This window comes from Mycobacterium sp. SP-6446, assembly GCF_001954045.1.
GTDB lineage: Bacteria > Actinomycetota > Actinomycetes > Mycobacteriales > Mycobacteriaceae > Mycobacterium.
On the sequence record NZ_MBEM01000262.1, the window covers coordinates 81227 to 98386 of the forward strand.

Sequence of the window (17160 nt, forward strand, 5' to 3'; positions counted from 1 at the left end):
GGGAGTCCACATGTTGTTTCTGCATGAGACCCACAAAGTGGTCGGTGCCCGGGAGGAAGAATTCGAGGCCGCCTACCGCGAGGGCTGGATGCCCACGCTGGCCAAAGAAGACGACGCCCGGCTGCTCTGGTACACCAACCACGCTCATGGCAGCGGCGTCTCCTACAACGTGGTCACCATCACGGGCATCACCGATGGCACCGCGTGGGAGCGACTGGCGCACCGCGCCCAGGCCGGGGACCTTCGGCCATGGATGCGCGAACTGGACAACCTGCGCCACGAGGTGACGGGCAAGCTCATGTTGCCCGTCGCGTGGTCACCGCTTCAGTCGGTGGACCTGACGACCGTGCCCACCGACGGCGCGACCCATCAGCTGAGCCTGTTCATGGAGGACACCGGCTGGCCCGACGCGCCGCTGGACGACTACATCCGCTCGTGGGACGAAATCTATTACCGGCTGCTCTCCAAGGCGCCACCGGGGATGCGGATCCTGGATATTCAGGCGTGCTTCCAGATCGCGCACGGCAGTCATCGACGACGAGAAGCGATGCTGTGGCAGAAGATTGAGGACGCCAACAACTATGCGGCGCTCGTGCACCTGCTGACCACCGAGACGCCGCCCGAGCACCGGGCACCCGGCAGCTACATGTATGAGGCCTTGAAGTATCGGGATCAGTGGGAGAGCCGGTTGTTGCGGACGTCGGCCTGGTCACCCCTGTATTGAACGCCTCGCTCCCGGATCGCTTGTCGGGGTGACGGACTCCAAGAACGATTCGGCCACGGCGAGAAAACCGTCCGGATCCGACGAGAAGACCACGTGCCCCGTGTCGAGGATCTCGAGCCGGGAACCTCCAATGGCGTCATGGGTCGTATGTGCGGCGCGCAGCGGTATCGCGATGTCTCTCTTGCCCCACACGATGAGCGTGGGCGCGGTCAAATCAGCGGCACGACTTCGCAAATCGTGTGCGGGAGCCGGGAAGCTGCGCCAGAGCCCCGTGGCGAGGCGAACGCCCTCGGCCGTTTTCGCCGCGGCGATCGCGCGCTCGACGATCTGGCGGTCGTTGTCGGTCCTGGACTTCATGTAGCCGCGGACAAACGGGGGAGCGGCCCGGCGAAACACGGCAGGCGTGCCGAGCGCCCGGCAAAAGGCGCGGGCGAGTGCGTTCATCGGCACGAAGCCGCCGGTGTTGACCAGAACCAGGCCGGCGACGAACTCGGGACGGGTGATTGCCAGCCGCGCGGCCGCGAACCCGCCGACCGAATTTCCGATCAACGTCACCTTCGTCAGGCCGAGACCGTCGACGAGATCTTCGAGCGCGTCGGCGAAGAGCGACGCGCTGGGCTCGAGGGCGGGGTCGACGGGATCCGAGTCGCCGTGGCCGGGCCAGTCCACCGCGATGGTGCGGAAGCGGCGGGCAAGCGTGTCGACGATCGGGTCGAAGTCATGTCTGTCGTGCAGTATCGCATGCAGGAGCAAAACCGTTGGCCCACTGCCTAATTCGCTGTAGGCTACCCGGCCCGCCCGGGTTTGGATCGTCGGCATGGGAGTTCCTCTCGACGGAATTGACCGACTGGTCGGTCATTGCTACAGTACAACCCCAGGCACACCCTGACAAGGAGGAAGTCGAGATGCGGCAAGCCCCACCTCCCGAAGCACCGTTCGCGGACAAGATGGCCTACTACCGCACCCAACACACATCGAAGGGGGTTCGGGCCACCCACCTGGTCGGGACGCCGATCATCGCGGCGGGCCTGCCGCTGATGTTCGTCAAGCCGAAGGTCGGTGGCCCGATGTTCGTCGGGGGATGGGCCATGCAGATAGTCGGCCATCGGCTGTTCGAGAAGAACCTCCCGTCCACGCACAAGGGGTGGATCACGTATCAACTGACCGGCGTCATTCACGTGTGCGAGCAGTACGGCGAAATGCTGGCTCACCGCAGCCAGCGCAAGGCGGGATTGCGGTGAGATCGCCTGAGCCGGGCCGTAATGCGCTGCTGGATGCGGGACGGCGGCTATTGGGAACCGCCGACCTGGCCCGAATCTCAGTCAACTCGATCGTCGCCGAGGCCGGGATGGCGAAGGGTAGCTTCTATCAGCACTGGCCCAGCCGCGCCGAATACGTGCGGGCGCTGCACGCTCGGTTCCACGACCAGTTGGAAGAATCGATCGCCGCTGCCATGGCCGACCGACCGCCCGGACGCGACCGGCTCGAGGCGGGGATGAACACCTATCTTGACGGATGTTTGGCCGACCCGGCCACGAAAGCGTTGCTCGTGCAGTCGCGAACTGAGGCCGGACTGAGCGATTTGGTCGCGGCCCGGAATGAGAGCGCGGCCAGGCTGATAGCGCCCGACTTGGCAGCGCTTGGCTGGACGCCACCCGAACCGATCGCCGTGCTCCTCGTGGCGGCGGTCGCGGAGATCGCCCTTATCGAGCTCGCCAACGGCAAGCCCGACAAGCAGTTACGCCGCGCGTTGCTTCGGCTGGCAGCCCGAACGGGTTAGGCGCGTCGTTCAGGGTTTGCAGGCGGGCTCGAGGGAAAGTACCGGACCACCTGATTGCAGGGAGAGCAGATACAGGTAGGTTGGGAGCGAATGTTCGCACGCCACAGTGGATTTGACCAGGGGCTTCGGCGGAAGAGGTGTCAGTCGGATCGGGTTCAGCTCATACGGGTTGAGCACGTGCTCGTAGTTGATCGGCGGGGGCAAGGCCGGGACGATGTCGAGGCGATTGGCGATCCGATACGAGTTGAGCACCACCTGGTCGTAGGTGCTGGCGAACAGCGAATCCCCGGTGCGCGGGCTGCCATACGTGTAGACGGCCGGCGCCTTGAAAACCGTGTTCGCCGCGACGTCGAGGGCAAGCAAGGTGGCCAGCGCTCCGCCCAGGCTGTGCCCGCAGATCGTCACGGAGGTGACGGGTCGCGGGAACGCAAGCGTCGCAAGAGCATTGACCACCGCCGGCGAATCCGACGCGGTCCCCGTCGTCAGCGACTCGTACATGTCGGTGAAGCCGTCTTCCGTGTGGCCGGCGCCGGCCAGGAATGGGCACGGCACCAGATCGAACTCGGCGTCGTGAATCCACTCCAGGATTCCCTCGGTGCCCCGAATCGCGATCACCGCATCACCGGCTTGATTGACCTGACAGATCAGGCCGATGGAAACCTCGTCGGCGGCCCGGATCGGGTTAATGTCGGTCGACAGATCGTTGGCGTAGATCGTCGTGACGATGGTGTAGTCGACGCCGCCGGCGCTCAACGCCCGGCCGGCCGCGTTCGCCAAATCGCCGGGCGGTGTCGCGTAGGTTGCGTTCACCAGTTGGCCGAATTGTATTGCCTTCATTACGTCTAACGTCGGCGGCATCGGCATGGCGCACCCCGTCAGGCTCCGAATGTCCCGGTGAGGACGGCGTGTGCCGTCGCGGCCTGCGCTATCGCTTGCGCCGCATGCGGTCCGGTCGCTCCCGCCGGCAGTTGGAAGGTGGGCGGCAGCTGGTAGAGAGTGAACCGGTAATGATGTGTCCCGGTGCCCGACGGCGGGCACGGCGCCGCGTAGCCGGATTCACCGCTCGAATTCGCCAGAGTGGTTGCGCCGGCAGGTGTCTGACCGTCGGCTGTGCTGCCGGACCCGGAGGGGATTCCGGCCACGATCCAGTGCACGTAGGGTCCGCTAGGGGCGTCGGGGTCGTCGACGACGAGCGTGGCTCCCGACGGGGCCGACCAGGCCAACGGTGGCGCCGTGCTGGCGCCCTTGCAGGTGTACTGCACCGGGATCGGCGCGCCGTCGGCGAACGCGGGGCTCGTAATGGTCAGGGGCCCGGTCGGCGGCGCCTGGGGCGTGGACTGACCGGCTGTCGTCGCTTGCGGCGCCGGTGGCGACGTCGTTCGGGCATTCGTTCGAGCATTATCGCTACCACCGCAGCCGGCCAGCACCACCAGCACTGCCAGGCCCAGGCAGGCCGATGCGATTGGGTGACGTGTGCGACCCGAGGTTTCCATATAACCCAGTGTCGTCAACCGTCATCCCAGAAAACAGGGGTCGCAGAAAACAGGGGCCGCGGCTACTTACCGTCCCCCTTGACCTTGAGCACTCGCTTCCGCAGGCCCTCGGTCGCGGTTTCCATCAATCCCTTCGCCCCCTTCTTGACCAGAAACCCGGGGATCGGCACGGTGGGGTCGACCGTGAGCTCGAAGCGGAGCCGGGTCGAATCGCCTTCGGGCGTCAACGTGTAGCGGCCGTCCTGCGCGCGTTGTTGTTTGGCGCTGACCAGTGACCAGCTCACCCCGTCGTCGTGCACGGAGTAGGCCAGTACCTGTTCGTCGCTGACGCCCACGATCTTGACGACCTGCCGCGATTTGCTTGGTCGGCCTTGGTCGTCGCGCTCCAGGACTTCGACCTTTTGATGGGTCGAGGACCACTCGGGCAGCGATTCGATATCGAACAGGACGTCCAGGATCTCGTCGGGCGTCGCCTCGATGACAACTTCGCGTGAATCGGAGACAGCCATGCTAGGACGCATAGCCACTGTCGCGACGTTGAAACCCGGCCTCCGCAAAACTCCAGCGAACCCTAGGGCACCAACACGACCTTGCCGACGTTCTCCCGCGCGGCCAGGATGCGATGCGCCTCGGGCGCTTCGGCGAACGGAACGGCCGCATGCACGATCGGCGAGATCGTCCCGTCCTGCAGCCCCCGGGTCAGCGGCGTGATCCAGGGCTCCAGCGTGCCGCGGTCGTCCCACAACCGCAGCATGTTCAGGCCGATCACGGCTTTCGAGTCCTCCAGCTGGCGGAGCAGGTTGAAGCCGCGCAACATCGACAGCGCCTGTGGAGCCGCCCGGCGCAGCGAGCGTTTCTCACCCTGCTGCAGCGCCGAAACGCCGTATCCGACAAGCCTTCCGCCGGGGCGCAGCAGGTCGTACGACCGCCGCAGCGACGTTCCGCCGAGGGCGTCGAGGACCAGATCGTAAGGGCCAAGCCCCTGCCACCAGCCGTCGCGACGGTAGTCGATCGCGTGGTCGATGCCCAGCTCGGCGAGCTTCTGGTGTTTGCCGGGTGACGCCGTGCCGTGCACTTCGGCCCCGGCGGCCTTCGCGAATTGGATGGCCGCGATGCCGACCCCGCCCGCGGCGGCGTGGACCAGGACCCGCTCCCCGGCGCGCAGGGACCCGTAGCCATGCAGGGCCGCCCACGCCGTCGCGTAGTTGACGGGCACCGCGGCGCCCTGCTCGAAGCTCAGTGCGTCGGGGATCGCGACGGAGTCGGTGGCCGCGACGTTGACGATCTCGGCGTAGCCCCCAAATCGCGTTCCGGCGAGCACCCGTTCACCGACGCGTCCCGGGTCGACGCCGTCGACGATCCCGGCAACCTCGTAGCCGACGACCGCCGGAAGTTTGGGCGCGTCCGGATAGAGCCCGACGCGGGCCATGTGGTCGGCGAAGTTCACCCCCGCCGCGCGCACGGCGACCCGGAGTTGACCCGGGCCGGGCGGAGCGGGGTCCGGCCGCTGCTCGACCCGCAGCACCGAGGGGTCGCCGTGTTTGGTAATGACGACGGCGCGCATCGCGTCAGGCCTCCGCGGCGGTGGCCGCAAGGCGGGGGAGAACGACGTCACGCCACCCGGATCCCATGCGATGGAAGGCATCGGCCATCCGCTTGTCGTCCAGATCAAAGCCGCTGTGATCCAAGAACACTCGGGTACCGGAGCCTTCCTCCTCGAGACGCCAGGTCAGCGTCCAGGCCGGCGTGAACGTGTACACGAAGCGGTGCGGCGGATCGACCTCGAGCACCTTGCAGGGTTGCTTCCCATAGCCCGGCATGTCGAGAGTGAATTGGTGGCCGACCACCGCGGCGACCTGGCCCTCCGCCCACCAGAGCCGCATCAGCTCGGGTTCGGTCAGCAACCGCCACACCCTGTCCGGCGGAGCGGCCACGAATTGGTCGACACGGATGGTCGCGGGCGTTGAAGTCTCCGTCATTCCAGCTCCTCTGCTGCCTCGGCGAGCGCGGCCAGCCGTCCGCGCCAGAACTTCTCGAATGGATGCAGCCACTCACCGAGTTCCGCCAATGGCTCCGCGGTCAGGCGGTAGATGCGATGCCGGCCCCTCGGTTCGTCCGCGACTAGCCCAGCTTCGCGCAACACCCTGAGGTGCTCGGCGACGGCGGGGCGGCTCAGCTCGAACCGGTCGCTGAGTTCCCCCGCGGATAATTGCTGCCGGGTAAGGATTTCCAGCAGTTCGCGCCGCACCGGGTTGGCCAGAGCGAGAAAGATGCGGTCGGGAGCGGCCATGGTCGACACCATATGTCGGAAATTCCCGACATGTCAATTGGGTGAACAATCGAGTACCGAACAACTGGAGCGGCCGCGTTGCTTCGGATCGGACTGCTGGAGATCTACCGTTAGTGGAACTAATCAGACAGCGACGACGAGGTTGATGTGGACAGCGACATCGCGGCAATCGCCACTCGGCTCAGCGAGAGGATCACCGAGATCGGCGCCGCGATATCCACCACGGTCGAAGACAACATCGCCGAACTTCCCCGCGACGAGCGAATGATCGAGTTGATGCACCGGGGGATACGGGATCACCTCCAGACCATCCTGCATGCGCTGCTGCACAGCGTCGGCGTGGACAAGGTCAAAGCGCCGCCGGCGGCGATCGAGTACGCGAGGCGCCTTGCGCAGCACGACGTTTCGCCCCGTGCGATGATGCGTGCGCACCGGCTGGGGCAACGCCGGATGACCGAGCTGGTGTTCACCGAGTTGCAAGCGTTGGGCCTCGAGCCCGCGGCGAGGGTTGCGGTGATCCAGGTGATCACCAAGGCGCTGTTGAAGTACGTCGACTCGGTGGAGCTGCAGGCCCTCGCGGCGTATCAGGGCGAGCGCCAGTTGCTGCTGGAGAGTCGGAGTACCGCCCGCGAGACGCAGGTCCGAGACGTCCTCCTGGACGACACACCGGTCGACGTCGATGCCGCGTCCATGGCGATCGGCTATCCGCTTGGCTGGCAGCACCTGGCGCTCATCGTGTGGCATCCCAACGGCGATGGGACGGGCGACGGGTTCACGCGGCTGCAACGGTTCATACGCGACCTGGCGAATATCGTCGACAGCTCGGCGAGCCCACTGCTAGCCGCTGCCGAACCGGCAAGCGCGTGGGTCTGGTTGCCGTACAGGTCGCCGCCGGGTGACGTGGTCGCGAAAATCCGCCAGTTCGTAAGCTCGCGACCCGATGCACCCAGCGTCGCGATCGGAGCTATGGGTTCCGGCGTTAAAGGATTTCGGCGCTCCCACCGCCAGGCGCAACGCGCGCGGGCGGCCGGCCGCGCCCGCAGCCGCCTCGAAAGGCTCGACCGGGTGGTGGTCGCCGCGACCGACCCCGGCATCATCACGCCCGCGCTGCTCGGCGCGGGCATCGACGAGATCCGCGAATGGGTGGCCGACATCCTCGGTCCGTTGGCGTCCGACACCGATGACGACGCCGGCCTGCGGAACACCCTGCGGGAATTCCTGCGCTCCGGCTCCGGCTACGACGCCCAGACAGAAGAACTCAGCGCGGATCCCAGCATCGTGAAGTCCGGCGTCGAGAGGGCGGTGGCCAGGCGCGGACGGCCGATCGACGACCGGGTCGATGTCGAACTCGCGCTGCTTGCGTGCGAGTGGTACGGCGCGGCCGTGCTGCTGCGCGGCTGAGCCACTTTTCGGCCCCGTCTCGGGGCGTTACCGTCCTGTCTGTGCATTTCGCGTGGGAACCGCTGACCGACAATGCGTATCGCTGCCGGCTGCCGTTCTGCGACGTCACGGTCGGGCTGGTGTGTGGCCGTTCGGGAGCGCTGCTTGTCGACACCGGCACTTCGCTCACCGAAGCCGCCGCGATCGACGCCGACGTTCGGCAGCTTGCCCGGTGTCCCGTCACGCATATCGTGTTGACGCACAAGCACTTCGACCATGTCTTGGGTTCCGCGATGTTTGCCGGAGCCGAGATCTACTGCGCACCAGAGGTTGTCGAGTTTCTGTCGTCATCCACCGCCCTGATTCGCGCCGATGCTCTGGACCATGGTGCGGATGCCGCGGAAATCGACCGCGCCATCGCGGCATTGCGGACGCCAGACCATGCGGTCTACGACACCGTCATCGGCTTAGGCGATCGCACCGTCACGATCGCCTACCTGGGCCGCGGCCATACCGCTTCCGACTTGGTCGTGATGGCGCCCGGGAACGACAACGACCGGGCCGTGGTGTTCACGGGTGACCTCGTGGAGGAGTCCGCTGACCCGGCGATCGACGCCGATTCCGATGTGACGGCCTGGCCGGCAACCCTTGATCGGCTGCTCGCGCTCGGTGGACCCGACGCGATCTACGTCCCCGGCCACGGAAAAATCGTCGACCCGGAGTTCATTCGTCGCCAGCGGAATTGGTTGAGAGAACGCGCGAACCTGCAGAGCGGCTAGGCGCGGGCCGCGGAGCACGCGGCTATGAGGGCATCCGGGTCGGTGGCGCTCACCCACAGCGAGCGCAGCCGCACCGACCTGAAGACGACCTTCGCATCCACCGGTGGCTCAATCGTCAACGCCACGAGGCCCTTCCCCGACCCATTGACCAGCCAGCGCCCGCGCGAGTAGTGCACGCCCCAGGCGAACACCCGCTCGTCCTTTGCCTCGGCAGTGACGATGGACGCCAACGGGATATGGGCGTCGAACGCCCAGCCCATCTTCACGTGCAAGGTATCGCCGGCCACCCGCAGCTCGCTGCGCTCAGGTCCCATCCCGACGGCAACCGCCAGGGGCAAATACCAACGCTCAAAGCGCAATTTCGCCTCCATGGAGGTGACCATACTCATCGCCGACACTGTTTGCTGGCGATTGCGCGACAGGGCGGTCCGGGCGCCGGCCCTCTCAGACGACGCAAGCCAGGCCGTAGTGTGCACGGGTGACCTTGAGGACGAGTCCGCTCAACCCGCGGTCGGCGCGGAGTCCATTCCCCGGCAGCGGAATTGGCTGAAAGAACTAGCTGGCGTCGCTTCGCATGATCGATGACATAGTGCTCCGTTGGGTCGTCACCGGCCTGTCCGCGCTCAGCGCCGTGGCATGGGGTTTCGTACTCCTGCACCGTCATCGCTCGTGGGTGGAGGTTGTGCGGTGTGTGTTGCACGTCGTGATGGCGATCGCGATGGCGGTAATGGTCTGGCCCTGGGGCGCGCAGCTACCGGCGACGGGGCCCGCGGTGTTCTTCCTGTTCGCCGCCCTCTGGTTCGTCATTTCGGCCGTTGCTTCAGCCGAAACCCTCCCGCTGCGGACGGTGTACGGGTATCACGCCCTGATGATGTTGGCGATGGCGTGGATGTATGCGTTCATTCACGGGCTCCTGCTGCCGGGCCACTCTGTGAAGCACCACCACCACATGGACATGGATATGGCCGGCACGGTGGTGGTGCCGACCACGGTCGGGTCGCCGGGGTGGATCGCGGCGACCAACTGGTTCTGGTTCGTCGGTTTCGGGCTCGCCGCGGCCATCTGGGCGTCCGGTTTCGGGCTGAAGCGGGCGGATGAATCGGATCCCGGTTCGTGGCGTTCGCTCACCGCGCCGGCTCAGGCAACGATGGCCGCCACGATGTCCATCATGTTCGGCGCCACCCTGTTTCAGGGCTGAGCCGATTCTCACCGCGGGCGGCAAACCCCGCTCGCGAAAGCGCGCCGTCCGCCGGTGATTGAACCGTGTTGCCCGGGGATAGACTCACATTCAGCGGAATCGTGCTGAAGAGGAGCGTAATTTCATGGCCATCATCGACGCGGACACCGAAGTTCCCGCACCGTTCGACCAAGAGGTCGCCGCCACGCAGCGATACTTCGACGACCCGCGGTTCGCCGGAATTATCCGCCTCTACACGGCCCGGCAAGTAGTGGAGCAGCGCGGCACGATCCCCACCGACTACACGGTGGCGCGGGACGCGGCCGGGGCGTTCTACAAGCGCCTGCGCGAGCTCTTCGCCGCCAAGAAGAGCATCACGACGTTCGGGCCCTACTCGCCGGGGCAGGCGGTGAGCATGAAGCGGATGGGCATCGAGGGGATCTACCTCGGCGGCTGGGCCACCTCCGCCAAGGGTTCCACTACCGAAGACCCGGGGCCCGACCTGGCCAGCTACCCGCTGAGCCAGGTTCCCGACGACGCCGCGGTCCTCGTGCGCGCGCTTCTCACCGCCGACCGCAACCAGCAGTACCAACGGCTGCACATGACCGAGCAGCAGCGCGAGGCGGCCAAGGAATACGACTTTCGGCCGTTCATCATCGCCGACGCGGACACCGGACACGGCGGCGATCCGCACGTGCGCAACTTGATCCGCCGGTTCGTCGAGGTCGGTGTCCCGGGCTATCACATCGAAGACCAGCGTCCGGGCACCAAAAAGTGCGGCCACCAGGGCGGCAAAGTTCTGGTCCCGTCAGACGAACAGATCAAGCGTCTCAACGCGGCCCGGTTCCAGCTCGACGTCATGCGGGTGCCCGGCATCATCGTGGCGCGCACCGACGCGGAAGCGGCCAACCTGCTCGATAGCCGCGCCGACGAGCGCGACCAGCCGTTCCTGCTCGGTGCCACCAACCTCAATATCCCGTCCTACAAGGCCTGCTTCCTGGCACTCGTTCGGCGCTTCTACGAGCTGGGAGTCAAGGAACTCAACGGCCACCTGCTCTATGCGATGTCCGACGCCGAGTACGCCAACGCCACGGCGTGGCTTGAGCGCCAAGGCATCCAGGGGCTCGTCTCCGACGCAGTCAACGCGTGGCGGGAGAACGGGCAACACTCGATCGACGATCTCTTCGATCAGGTCGAGTCGCGGTTCGTGGCCGCCTGGGAGGACGACGCCGGGCTGATGACCTACGGCGAGGCCGTGGCCGAGGTGCTCGAATTCGGCGAGAGCGAGGACGAACCCGCCGACATGAGCCCCGAGGACTGGCGCCGGTTCGCCGAGCGTGCATCGCTGTTCGCCGCCCGGGAAAAGGCCAAGGAGCTGCGCCTGGACCCGCCGTGGGACTGCGAATTGGCCAAGACACCCGAGGGCTACTACCAGATCCGCGGTGGTATTCCCTACGCGATCGCCAAGTCGCTGGCAGCGGCGCCGTTCGCCGACATCCTTTGGATGGAAACAAAGACCGCCGATCTGGCCGATGCCCGGCAGTTCGCCGAGGCGATCCATGCCGAATTCCCCGACCAGATGCTGGCCTACAACCTCTCGCCTTCGTTCAACTGGGACACCACCGGCATGACCGATGACGAGATGAAGCGCTTCCCCGAAGAGCTGGGCAAGATGGGCTTCGTCTTCAACTTCATCACCTATGGCGGACACCAGATCGACGGCGTTGCGGCAGAGGAATTCGCCGGCGCGCTGCGGCAGGACGGCATGCTGGCGCTGGCTCGCTTGCAGCGCAAGATGCGCCTCGTCGAATCTCCCTACCGCACGCCGCAAACCCTGGTCGGCGGCCCGCGCAGCGACGCGGCTCTGGCCGCATCCTCGGGCCGCACGGCGACCACCAAGGCCATGGGTAAGGGCTCGACCCAGCACCAGCATCTCGTACAGACCGAGGTGCCGAAGAAGCTGCTGGAGGAGTGGCTGGCGCTGTGGAGCGAGCACTACCAGCTGGGCGAGAAGCTCCGCGTCCAGCTGCGGCCCCGCCGCCCCGGGTCGGACGTGCTCGAACTCGGGATCTATGGCGACGGGGACGAGCAGCTGGCCAATGTCGTCGTCGATCCCATCAAGGATCGCCACGGCCGCAGCATCCTCACGGTGCGCGACCAGAACACCTTCGCCGAAAAGCTGCGCAAGAAGCGGCTGATGACCTTGATCCACCTCTGGCTCGTGCACCGCTTCAAGGCCGATGCGGTCTACTACGTCACGCCGACCGAGGACAACCAGTATCAGACCTCGAAGATGAAGTCGCACGGCATCTTCAGCGAGGTCTACCAAGAGGTCGGCGAGATCATCGTCGCCGAGGTGAACAAGCCGCGCATCGCCGAGCTGCTCACGCCCGACCGCGTCGCACTGCGGAAGCTGATCACCAAGGAGGGGTAGCGGCCAAGCTCCCGTCCTACCTGCGAGGGCCCGGATTTGCCCGCGGATTCACTCCGCGTGCCCAATTCACCTTCATTCCTGTTTGCACCCCGCGACGGCGGGGTACGACAGGTTGACTGGGTAAATGTGGCGCGAGTGGAGAGTGGGGAATCTGATGAGATCCGAAGCCAGAACTGCTGTCGCGCTTTTCGGCGGCGCGGCCATGCTCGTCGCAGCGGTCGGATGTGGGGGCGGTGGCAATAAAGGACCCAGCAGTACCACGACGACGACACCAACCACCACTTCCTCGACCAGCGTGGCGCCAACCACGGCGCCGGGCACCGGCGGTGGCGCTCCGACGGGCGGCGGCACCGTCCCCGGTGGCCCCACTGGCGGTGGCGGACCCGGCGGCGGCGGTGGCAGCGTCCCGGGTGGCCCCACGGGTGGCGGCGGTCCCGGTGGCGGCGGCGGCAGCGTTCCCGGCGTCGGCGGAGGCGGCGGTGGACCGGGCGGTGGCGGCGGTTGCGTCGGCAACGTCTGCGGCGGATATCCGTGATCGCATCCCGCCGTTGAGCATGCCGGTATCGAGCGTGCGCTAAAGCACTTCAGAAACGAAGACTTGCTCCCAAGCCGGTGGGGCCATGCAAAGCTGGCCCCACCGGCTGAGCTATCTCCGGAGGTCTAGGGCGGACCGCGCATTCGGGTTATGGTTTCGGACAACTCGATTGCAAAGGGACCTCAATGGCCAAGCTCAGGTTCGGTTATTTCATCGCCCCATTCCATCGCGCGGGCACCAACCCGACGCTTGCGCTACAACGCGACCTGGAATTCATCGAGCACCTCGACGCCCTCGGCTTCGACGAGGTGTGGTTGGGCGAGCACCATTCGGCCGGCAGCGAGATCATCAGCTCACCGGAGATCTTCATCGCCGCGGCCGCCGAGCGCGCCAAGCGGATTCGGTTCGGGACCGGGGTCATCTCCCTCGCGTACCACAACCCCCTTTGGGTCGCCGACCGCCTGATGCTGCTCGATCACCTCACCCATGGTCGCGTGATCGGCGGGATGGGACCGGGCTCGTTGCCCACCGACTCGGCGATGATCGGACTCAACCCCACCGACACTCGCGAGCTTCTCGAAACCAACCTCGACATTGTCGTCCGGTTGCTGGCGGGCGAAACGGTGAGCGCCAAAACCGCCACGCACCAGCTGTTCGACGCCAAGTTGCAGCTCGCCCCGTATTCGGACGGCGGGATCCCGCTGGCGGTGGCCGCGGTTGCCTCGCCCACCGGCGCGAGGCTGGCCGGCAAGCACGGCATCGGCCTGCTCTCCATCGGTGCGACGCTGACCGTCGAGGGCTTCAACGCGCTGTCGTATCACTGGGGCATCGTCGAGGAACGCGCGGAAGCCTTCGGCACCCAAGTCGACCGCAAGGACTGGAGCCTGGTCGGGCCGATGCACATCGCCGAGACCGACGAACAGGCCCGCGCCGACGTGAAATTCGGCATCGAGTCGTGGTTCAACTACTTCCAGAAGGTGGCCGCCTTCCCGCAGATGACGATGCCGGGGGAGCAGCTGGACGAGATGATCGACGTCATCAACGACAACGGGGCCGGTGTCATCGGAACGCCCGAGCGGGCGCGCGAACAGGTGCAGCGGGTGTGGGATCAGTCCGGCGGCTTCGGCTGCTTTCTGCAGATGGGCCACGAGTGGGCCAACCCGGCGGCCACCAAACGCTCGGCCGAATTGTTCGCCGCCGAAGTCATACCGCACTTTCAGGGTCAGGCGCAGCCGACGCTCGATGCCGCGGCGCGCGCCGGCCAGGTGCGCGACGGGCTCGCGCAATCACAGCTGCAGGCCGTCGAGCACATGGCCAAGAAGTACCAGGACGAAGTCAGTTCGAAATAGCTGCTCGAAAACCCTTGAGCCGCAGGAATAATCGCTACCGTCCGCCGGCCGACTCGCGCTCGGCCGCCTTCACCAGGCGGCCCGCGAAAAACCGCACGGCACCGCCCATCGCGGCCCGCATCAGCGGACCGGTCCCGCGCACTCCCTCGGTAAACGAGCCCGTCCAGTGAATGTCGGTGCCGCCGGCCGCATTCGGCGTGAACACGACTTCGCCGAAGTAGTCCTTGGCCGGCGAGGCGGGTCCGACCAGTTTGTAGGCGTGCCGGCGATCCTGCTCGTACTCGACCGTCTCCTCCTGCACCAACACGGGCCACATCCCGACCTTGCGGATAGCCCCGACACCGCCGGGCGCAGGATCACCTTGCCGCGCCCAGCTCGAGTGCAACACGATCGGCTTGGCCCATTTCGACCAGTTCGCCCCATCCGCCACGAGCCGGAACAACGTTGCGGCGGGCGCGCTACTGGTCTTGTCGATCTCGAACGAAAACTTCCGACCCACCATGCCCGACTCCCTGACAACCAAACGACCCCGAGTGGGATTGCCGGGTACCTTACCGTCCACGCCAGGCCAGGCGCATACTCACCCAGTGAGTCAAGCCGATCGCGTTTCAGCCTGCCCGCACCAAACGGGGACCGGTCGGCCCGCTTCGCAACGGCCGCGGGCACGAAAGACGTTGTGAATAAACATGGTAACGCGACTGTCGGTACTAGCCCTCGCAGCGATATTGTCGCTCGGCGGGTGCTCCGACGGTCGAAACGCCACACCCGCCAGCACTACAACAAATCACGACGCCTCAACAACCCGCAGCCAGAACATACTCGACGCCGCTATCGAGGCCGACGGACCCGGATGCTCGGCGGCGGTAGGCATCAAGGGCAAAGTCGTCTGGACAGGAGTCCGCGGCGTCGCCGACGCGTCAAACGGCACCGCGATCACCGCGCAAACCGTGTTCGACATCGCCTCGGTATCCAAGCAATTCACTGCCACCGCGCTGCTGCTGTTGGTTGACGCGGGGCAGGCGACGCTCGACGACCCGTTGTCCCGATACATGCCCGAACTTCCAACATGGTCCGGCTCCATCAGCGTCGGACAGCTGATGCACCAGACGAGCGGCGTCCCCGAGTACGTCGGGCTGCTCGAGGCGCAGGGGTTCCAGTTGAGCGACCGCACGACAGAGGACCAAGCCTTGCAGACGCTGGTCAGCGTGCCGAACCTGGAGTTTCCACCAGGGTCGCGGTTCGAATATTCGAATTCCAACTACCTACTGTTGGGCGAGATTGTCCGCCGGATCACGCGGAAACCGCTGGCGCAGTTGCTAGCCGAGGAAATCTTCCGTCCGTTGAGTCTGGCAATGGTCTTGGATCCGACCGGAGAGGTTCCCGGCAAAGCCATCGCGTATGAAAAGGGCAGCGAGGGGTACCGGGCCACCCGATCAGGCTGGGAGCAGGTCGGTGACGGCGGCATCCAGACCACGCCAAGCCAACTGGTCTACTGGGCGGACAACTACCGAACCGGGCGCCTGGGCGGACCCAAGCTGAGGGAGGCGCAACTGGCCGGCGCGGTGCCAACCGAGCCGACGGGCGGTGACAAGTATGGCGCCGGGATTTACGCGCTGGCCAACGGCATGCTCGATCACGACGGCGCCTGGGGCGGATTCGTCACGGCATTCCGCATCAGCAAGGACCGAGCAACGTCGGTGGCCATCAGTTGCAACACCGATAAGCAAGACCCGGAAGCCCTCGCCGACTCGCTGGCGAAAGTCTGGATGTAGCCCGCGTCAAAGCACATGGGGCGCAACGAGAACCGCGGCGCTCGCCACGGCGAACCCGATCAGGAACGCGATCACCGTAAAGCCCATTACCTGGCGCACATTGAGCTTCGCGATCGCGATTACCGGCAGCAGCCAGAACGGCTGAATCATGTTCGCGACGCCCTCGCCGACCGCGACCGACATCGACATCAACCCGAGGTAAGCCGGCGAGTGCTGGCCAACGGCCACGGCCGAACCAACCGCTATTGGCCCCTGCACCGCCCAATGCCCGCCGCCCGACGGCACGAATAGCGAGATGAGGACGGAACCGACGAACGTCAGAAACGGAAGCGAGTACTGATCCGCGCCGCGCACCAGCGCTTCGGCGAGCACCGTCTGCAGCGCCTTGCTCGACCCCGTTGGCAAATAACCCAGCAGCCCCACGATCCCGCCGTACAACGGATACTGCAGCAGCAGCGGGCCGGATACCTTTGCCGCGGCGGAAAATGCGCGGATGAAGCGAATCGGCGTGCGGTGCAGCAAAGCGCTCGTCACGGTGAACAGCATGATTATTGACGAAATGTTCAGCGCAAAGCCGCTCAGCACGAAGTACGTTACGCCCGCCGCGAAGACAATGACGTTGAGGATCCACAGGTTTTCCAGCCACTCAGCAAAGGTCCGCTTACCCTCGGGCGGGTCCTGCTCGGGTTCCTCCTCGAACACCGCGGGGTCGGGCTCGAGGCTCTGCGCCGGTGCCATGCGCCAGATCGCGGTGCCGAGTAGGGCGAACACGACGAGCACCGCGACCACGTTGTACGGCTGAAAAATCGTCAGCCTTAGCGGCACGATCGTGCCGGTCATCTTGTGAATCACGTTGATTGGGCTGGAAGTGTCGGTGTTGGCGAGCGCGATCGACGACGACAGACCCTGCGTCCAAACGATGAAGCCCATGAACCCAGCGGCGATCAGATAGCCGAAATGCGCACCGGTGAGTCGCTTTGCGACCTGGCGCGCGACCAACGCCCCCGCCACCAGGCCGAGCCCCCAGTTCAGCAGCGAGAAGACGGTACTGACGCAGAAGCACAGCAGGGCTCCCTGAACCTGGTTGGTCGGCTTGCTCGCGAGACGGACGATGGCCCGCTTCAGGACCGGCGCCTCGGCCAGCGTGTAACCCGTCACCAGGACGAGCACCATCTGGAATGCGAAGGTGAAGATGTTCTGCGGCCCCCACACACCGCCGTACCACGCCTTCAGAATGCCGGAGGCGGTGGCGCCCCGGACCAGTAGCGCAACCAACCCGACGACGATCAAGGTCAGGATGACCGCGAACAAATACGGGTCGGGCATCAGCCGTTCGACGTACCGGACGCAAAGCCCGGTGAGGCGCTGAACAAATCCGCCTCGTTCGACGTGTCGGTCCTCTTCCGTCGTCATCGGCTTCCTTTACCGTGATGGTTTGCTCGCGGGT

20 protein-coding genes are annotated in these 17160 nt (G+C 65.9%); 10 read left to right on the forward strand and 10 right to left on the reverse strand.

The genetic code is table 11. The annotated features are described in order from the left end of the window. Nucleotides 1–10 precede the first annotated feature (10 nt). The gene (locus tag A5736_RS23915) at nt 11–724 is read left to right on the forward strand and encodes a hypothetical protein (RefSeq protein ID WP_076249017.1); all 714 of its coding nucleotides are present in this window, start codon (nt 11–13) and stop codon (nt 722–724) included. Here A5736_RS23915 and A5736_RS23920 read toward each other — a convergent pair. Next, complete coding sequence (locus A5736_RS23920; RefSeq protein ID WP_076249018.1) at nt 710–1543, reverse strand: alpha/beta fold hydrolase; 834 nt, start codon at nt 1541–1543, stop codon at nt 710–712. The genes A5736_RS23915 and A5736_RS23920 overlap by 15 nt on opposite strands. Before the next feature lie 86 nt (nt 1544–1629). Here A5736_RS23920 and A5736_RS23925 point away from each other — a divergent pair, with 86 nt between their 5' ends. Beyond that, nucleotides 1630–1965, forward strand: coding sequence for a DUF962 domain-containing protein (locus A5736_RS23925; protein WP_076123364.1), 336 nt, complete (start codon nt 1630–1632; stop codon nt 1963–1965). Then, nucleotides 1962–2504, forward strand: a complete 543-nt coding sequence (locus A5736_RS23930) for a TetR/AcrR family transcriptional regulator (protein ID WP_076123365.1) — start codon at nt 1962–1964, stop codon at nt 2502–2504. Before A5736_RS23925 ends, A5736_RS23930 begins: the two co-directional genes overlap by 4 nt. 9 nt (nt 2505–2513) lie before the next feature. Here the strand turns inward: A5736_RS23930 and A5736_RS23935 are convergent, their stop codons facing one another. The 6 genes from A5736_RS23935 to A5736_RS23960 form a co-directional block, all read right to left on the reverse strand. Then, complete coding sequence (locus A5736_RS23935; protein ID WP_076249019.1) at nt 2514–3341, reverse strand: lipase family protein; 828 nt, start codon at nt 3339–3341, stop codon at nt 2514–2516. 38 nt (nt 3342–3379) lie between these two features. Beyond that, the gene (locus A5736_RS23940) at nt 3380–3997 is read right to left on the reverse strand and encodes a YbhB/YbcL family Raf kinase inhibitor-like protein (protein ID WP_076249020.1); all 618 of its coding nucleotides are present in this window, start codon (nt 3995–3997) and stop codon (nt 3380–3382) included. Between the two features lie 62 nt (nt 3998–4059). After that, the gene (locus tag A5736_RS23945) at nt 4060–4506 is read right to left on the reverse strand and encodes an SRPBCC family protein (RefSeq protein WP_076123368.1); all 447 of its coding nucleotides are present in this window, start codon (nt 4504–4506) and stop codon (nt 4060–4062) included. Nucleotides 4507–4568: 62 nt separating this feature from the next. After that, the gene (locus A5736_RS23950; RefSeq protein WP_076249021.1) at nt 4569–5561 is read right to left on the reverse strand and encodes a medium chain dehydrogenase/reductase family protein; all 993 of its coding nucleotides are present in this window, start codon (nt 5559–5561) and stop codon (nt 4569–4571) included. A gap of 4 nt (nt 5562–5565) precedes the next feature. Further along, nucleotides 5566–5976, reverse strand: a complete 411-nt coding sequence (locus A5736_RS23955) for an SRPBCC domain-containing protein (RefSeq protein ID WP_076249022.1) — start codon at nt 5974–5976, stop codon at nt 5566–5568. Next, a complete protein-coding gene (locus tag A5736_RS23960) occupies nt 5973–6287 on the reverse strand; it encodes an ArsR/SmtB family transcription factor (protein ID WP_369805033.1) in 315 nt (104 codons plus the stop codon). The genes A5736_RS23955 and A5736_RS23960 overlap by 4 nt, the downstream gene beginning before the upstream one ends. Before the next feature lie 147 nt (nt 6288–6434). Between A5736_RS23960 and A5736_RS23965 the strand changes: the two genes are divergently transcribed. Together A5736_RS23965 and A5736_RS23970 are read left to right on the forward strand one after the other, a co-directional pair. Continuing rightward, nucleotides 6435–7688, forward strand: coding sequence for a hypothetical protein (locus A5736_RS23965; RefSeq protein WP_076249023.1), 1254 nt, complete (start codon nt 6435–6437; stop codon nt 7686–7688). A gap of 41 nt (nt 7689–7729) precedes the next feature. After that, nucleotides 7730–8446, forward strand: coding sequence for an MBL fold metallo-hydrolase (locus tag A5736_RS23970; RefSeq protein ID WP_076249024.1), 717 nt, complete (start codon nt 7730–7732; stop codon nt 8444–8446). Here the strand turns inward: A5736_RS23970 and A5736_RS23975 are convergent. Further along, nucleotides 8443–8817, reverse strand: coding sequence for a hypothetical protein (locus tag A5736_RS23975; protein WP_076249042.1), 375 nt, complete (start codon nt 8815–8817; stop codon nt 8443–8445). The two genes, A5736_RS23970 and A5736_RS23975, sit on opposite strands and share 4 nt — an antisense overlap. Before the next feature lie 203 nt (nt 8818–9020). On the opposite strand from A5736_RS23975, the gene A5736_RS23980 reads away from it, so the two are divergent. The 4 genes from A5736_RS23980 (at nt 9021) to A5736_RS23995 (ending at nt 13941) form a co-directional block, all read left to right on the forward strand. Beyond that, entirely contained in the window at nt 9021–9644 is a 624-nt protein-coding gene (locus tag A5736_RS23980; protein ID WP_076249025.1) for a DUF5134 domain-containing protein, read from the forward strand. A gap of 124 nt (nt 9645–9768) precedes the next feature. Continuing rightward, a complete protein-coding gene (gene aceA / locus A5736_RS23985; protein WP_076123377.1) occupies nt 9769–12057 on the forward strand; it encodes an isocitrate lyase ICL2 in 2289 nt (762 codons plus the stop codon). A 154-nt stretch (nt 12058–12211) separates the two neighbouring features. Further along, the gene (locus tag A5736_RS26995) at nt 12212–12592 is read left to right on the forward strand and encodes a hypothetical protein (protein ID WP_233147990.1); all 381 of its coding nucleotides are present in this window, start codon (nt 12212–12214) and stop codon (nt 12590–12592) included. A 185-nt stretch (nt 12593–12777) separates the two neighbouring features. Beyond that, nucleotides 12778–13941, forward strand: a complete 1164-nt coding sequence (locus tag A5736_RS23995) for an LLM class flavin-dependent oxidoreductase (protein WP_076249026.1) — start codon at nt 12778–12780, stop codon at nt 13939–13941. A 34-nt stretch (nt 13942–13975) separates the two neighbouring features. Here the strand turns inward: A5736_RS23995 and A5736_RS24000 are convergent, their stop codons facing one another. After that, the gene (locus A5736_RS24000) at nt 13976–14443 is read right to left on the reverse strand and encodes an SRPBCC family protein (RefSeq protein ID WP_076249027.1); all 468 of its coding nucleotides are present in this window, start codon (nt 14441–14443) and stop codon (nt 13976–13978) included. A 184-nt stretch (nt 14444–14627) separates the two neighbouring features. Between A5736_RS24000 and A5736_RS24005 the strand changes: the two genes are divergently transcribed. Beyond that, nucleotides 14628–15713, forward strand: coding sequence for a serine hydrolase (locus A5736_RS24005; RefSeq protein ID WP_076249028.1), 1086 nt, complete (start codon nt 14628–14630; stop codon nt 15711–15713). 6 nt (nt 15714–15719) lie between these two features. Here A5736_RS24005 and A5736_RS24010 read toward each other — a convergent pair whose 3' ends face one another. Continuing rightward, nucleotides 15720–17126 carry a TIGR00366 family protein gene (locus tag A5736_RS24010; protein WP_076249029.1) on the reverse strand — a complete coding sequence of 469 codons (1407 nt, stop codon included), beginning with the start codon at nt 17124–17126 and terminating at the stop codon, nt 15720–15722. Between the last annotated feature and the right edge of the window lie 34 nt (nt 17127–17160).

Bases quoted from the DNA above. Each gene is read 5' to 3' on its own strand.
- A5736_RS23955 (WP_076249022.1), bottom strand. From the start codon at position 5,976: ATGACGGAGACTTCAACGCCCGCGACCATCCGTGTCGACCAATTCGTG.
- A5736_RS23950 (WP_076249021.1), bottom strand. From the start codon at position 5,561: ATGCGCGCCGTCGTCATTACCAAACACGGCGACCCCTCGGTGCTGCGG.
- A5736_RS23940 (WP_076249020.1), bottom strand. From the start codon at position 3,997: ATGGAAACCTCGGGTCGCACACGTCACCCAATCGCATCGGCCTGCCTG.
- aceA (WP_076123377.1), top strand. From the start codon at position 9,769: ATGGCCATCATCGACGCGGACACCGAAGTTCCCGCACCGTTCGACCAA.
- A5736_RS24005 (WP_076249028.1), top strand. From the start codon at position 14,628: ATGGTAACGCGACTGTCGGTACTAGCCCTCGCAGCGATATTGTCGCTC.
- A5736_RS24000 (WP_076249027.1), bottom strand. From the start codon at position 14,443: ATGGTGGGTCGGAAGTTTTCGTTCGAGATCGACAAGACCAGTAGCGCG.
- A5736_RS24010 (WP_076249029.1), bottom strand. From the start codon at position 17,126: ATGACGACGGAAGAGGACCGACACGTCGAACGAGGCGGATTTGTTCAG.
- A5736_RS23960 (WP_369805033.1), bottom strand. From the start codon at position 6,287: ATGGCCGCTCCCGACCGCATCTTTCTCGCTCTGGCCAACCCGGTGCGG.
- A5736_RS23995 (WP_076249026.1), top strand. From the start codon at position 12,778: ATGGCCAAGCTCAGGTTCGGTTATTTCATCGCCCCATTCCATCGCGCG.
- A5736_RS23980 (WP_076249025.1), top strand. From the start codon at position 9,021: ATGATCGATGACATAGTGCTCCGTTGGGTCGTCACCGGCCTGTCCGCG.
- A5736_RS23920 (WP_076249018.1), bottom strand. From the start codon at position 1,543: ATGCCGACGATCCAAACCCGGGCGGGCCGGGTAGCCTACAGCGAATTA.
- A5736_RS23915 (WP_076249017.1), top strand. From the start codon at position 11: ATGTTGTTTCTGCATGAGACCCACAAAGTGGTCGGTGCCCGGGAGGAA.
- A5736_RS23925 (WP_076123364.1), top strand. From the start codon at position 1,630: ATGCGGCAAGCCCCACCTCCCGAAGCACCGTTCGCGGACAAGATGGCC.
- A5736_RS26995 (WP_233147990.1), top strand. From the start codon at position 12,212: ATGAGATCCGAAGCCAGAACTGCTGTCGCGCTTTTCGGCGGCGCGGCC.
- A5736_RS23975 (WP_076249042.1), bottom strand. From the start codon at position 8,817: ATGGAGGCGAAATTGCGCTTTGAGCGTTGGTATTTGCCCCTGGCGGTT.
- A5736_RS23935 (WP_076249019.1), bottom strand. From the start codon at position 3,341: ATGAAGGCAATACAATTCGGCCAACTGGTGAACGCAACCTACGCGACA.
- A5736_RS23945 (WP_076123368.1), bottom strand. From the start codon at position 4,506: ATGGCTGTCTCCGATTCACGCGAAGTTGTCATCGAGGCGACGCCCGAC.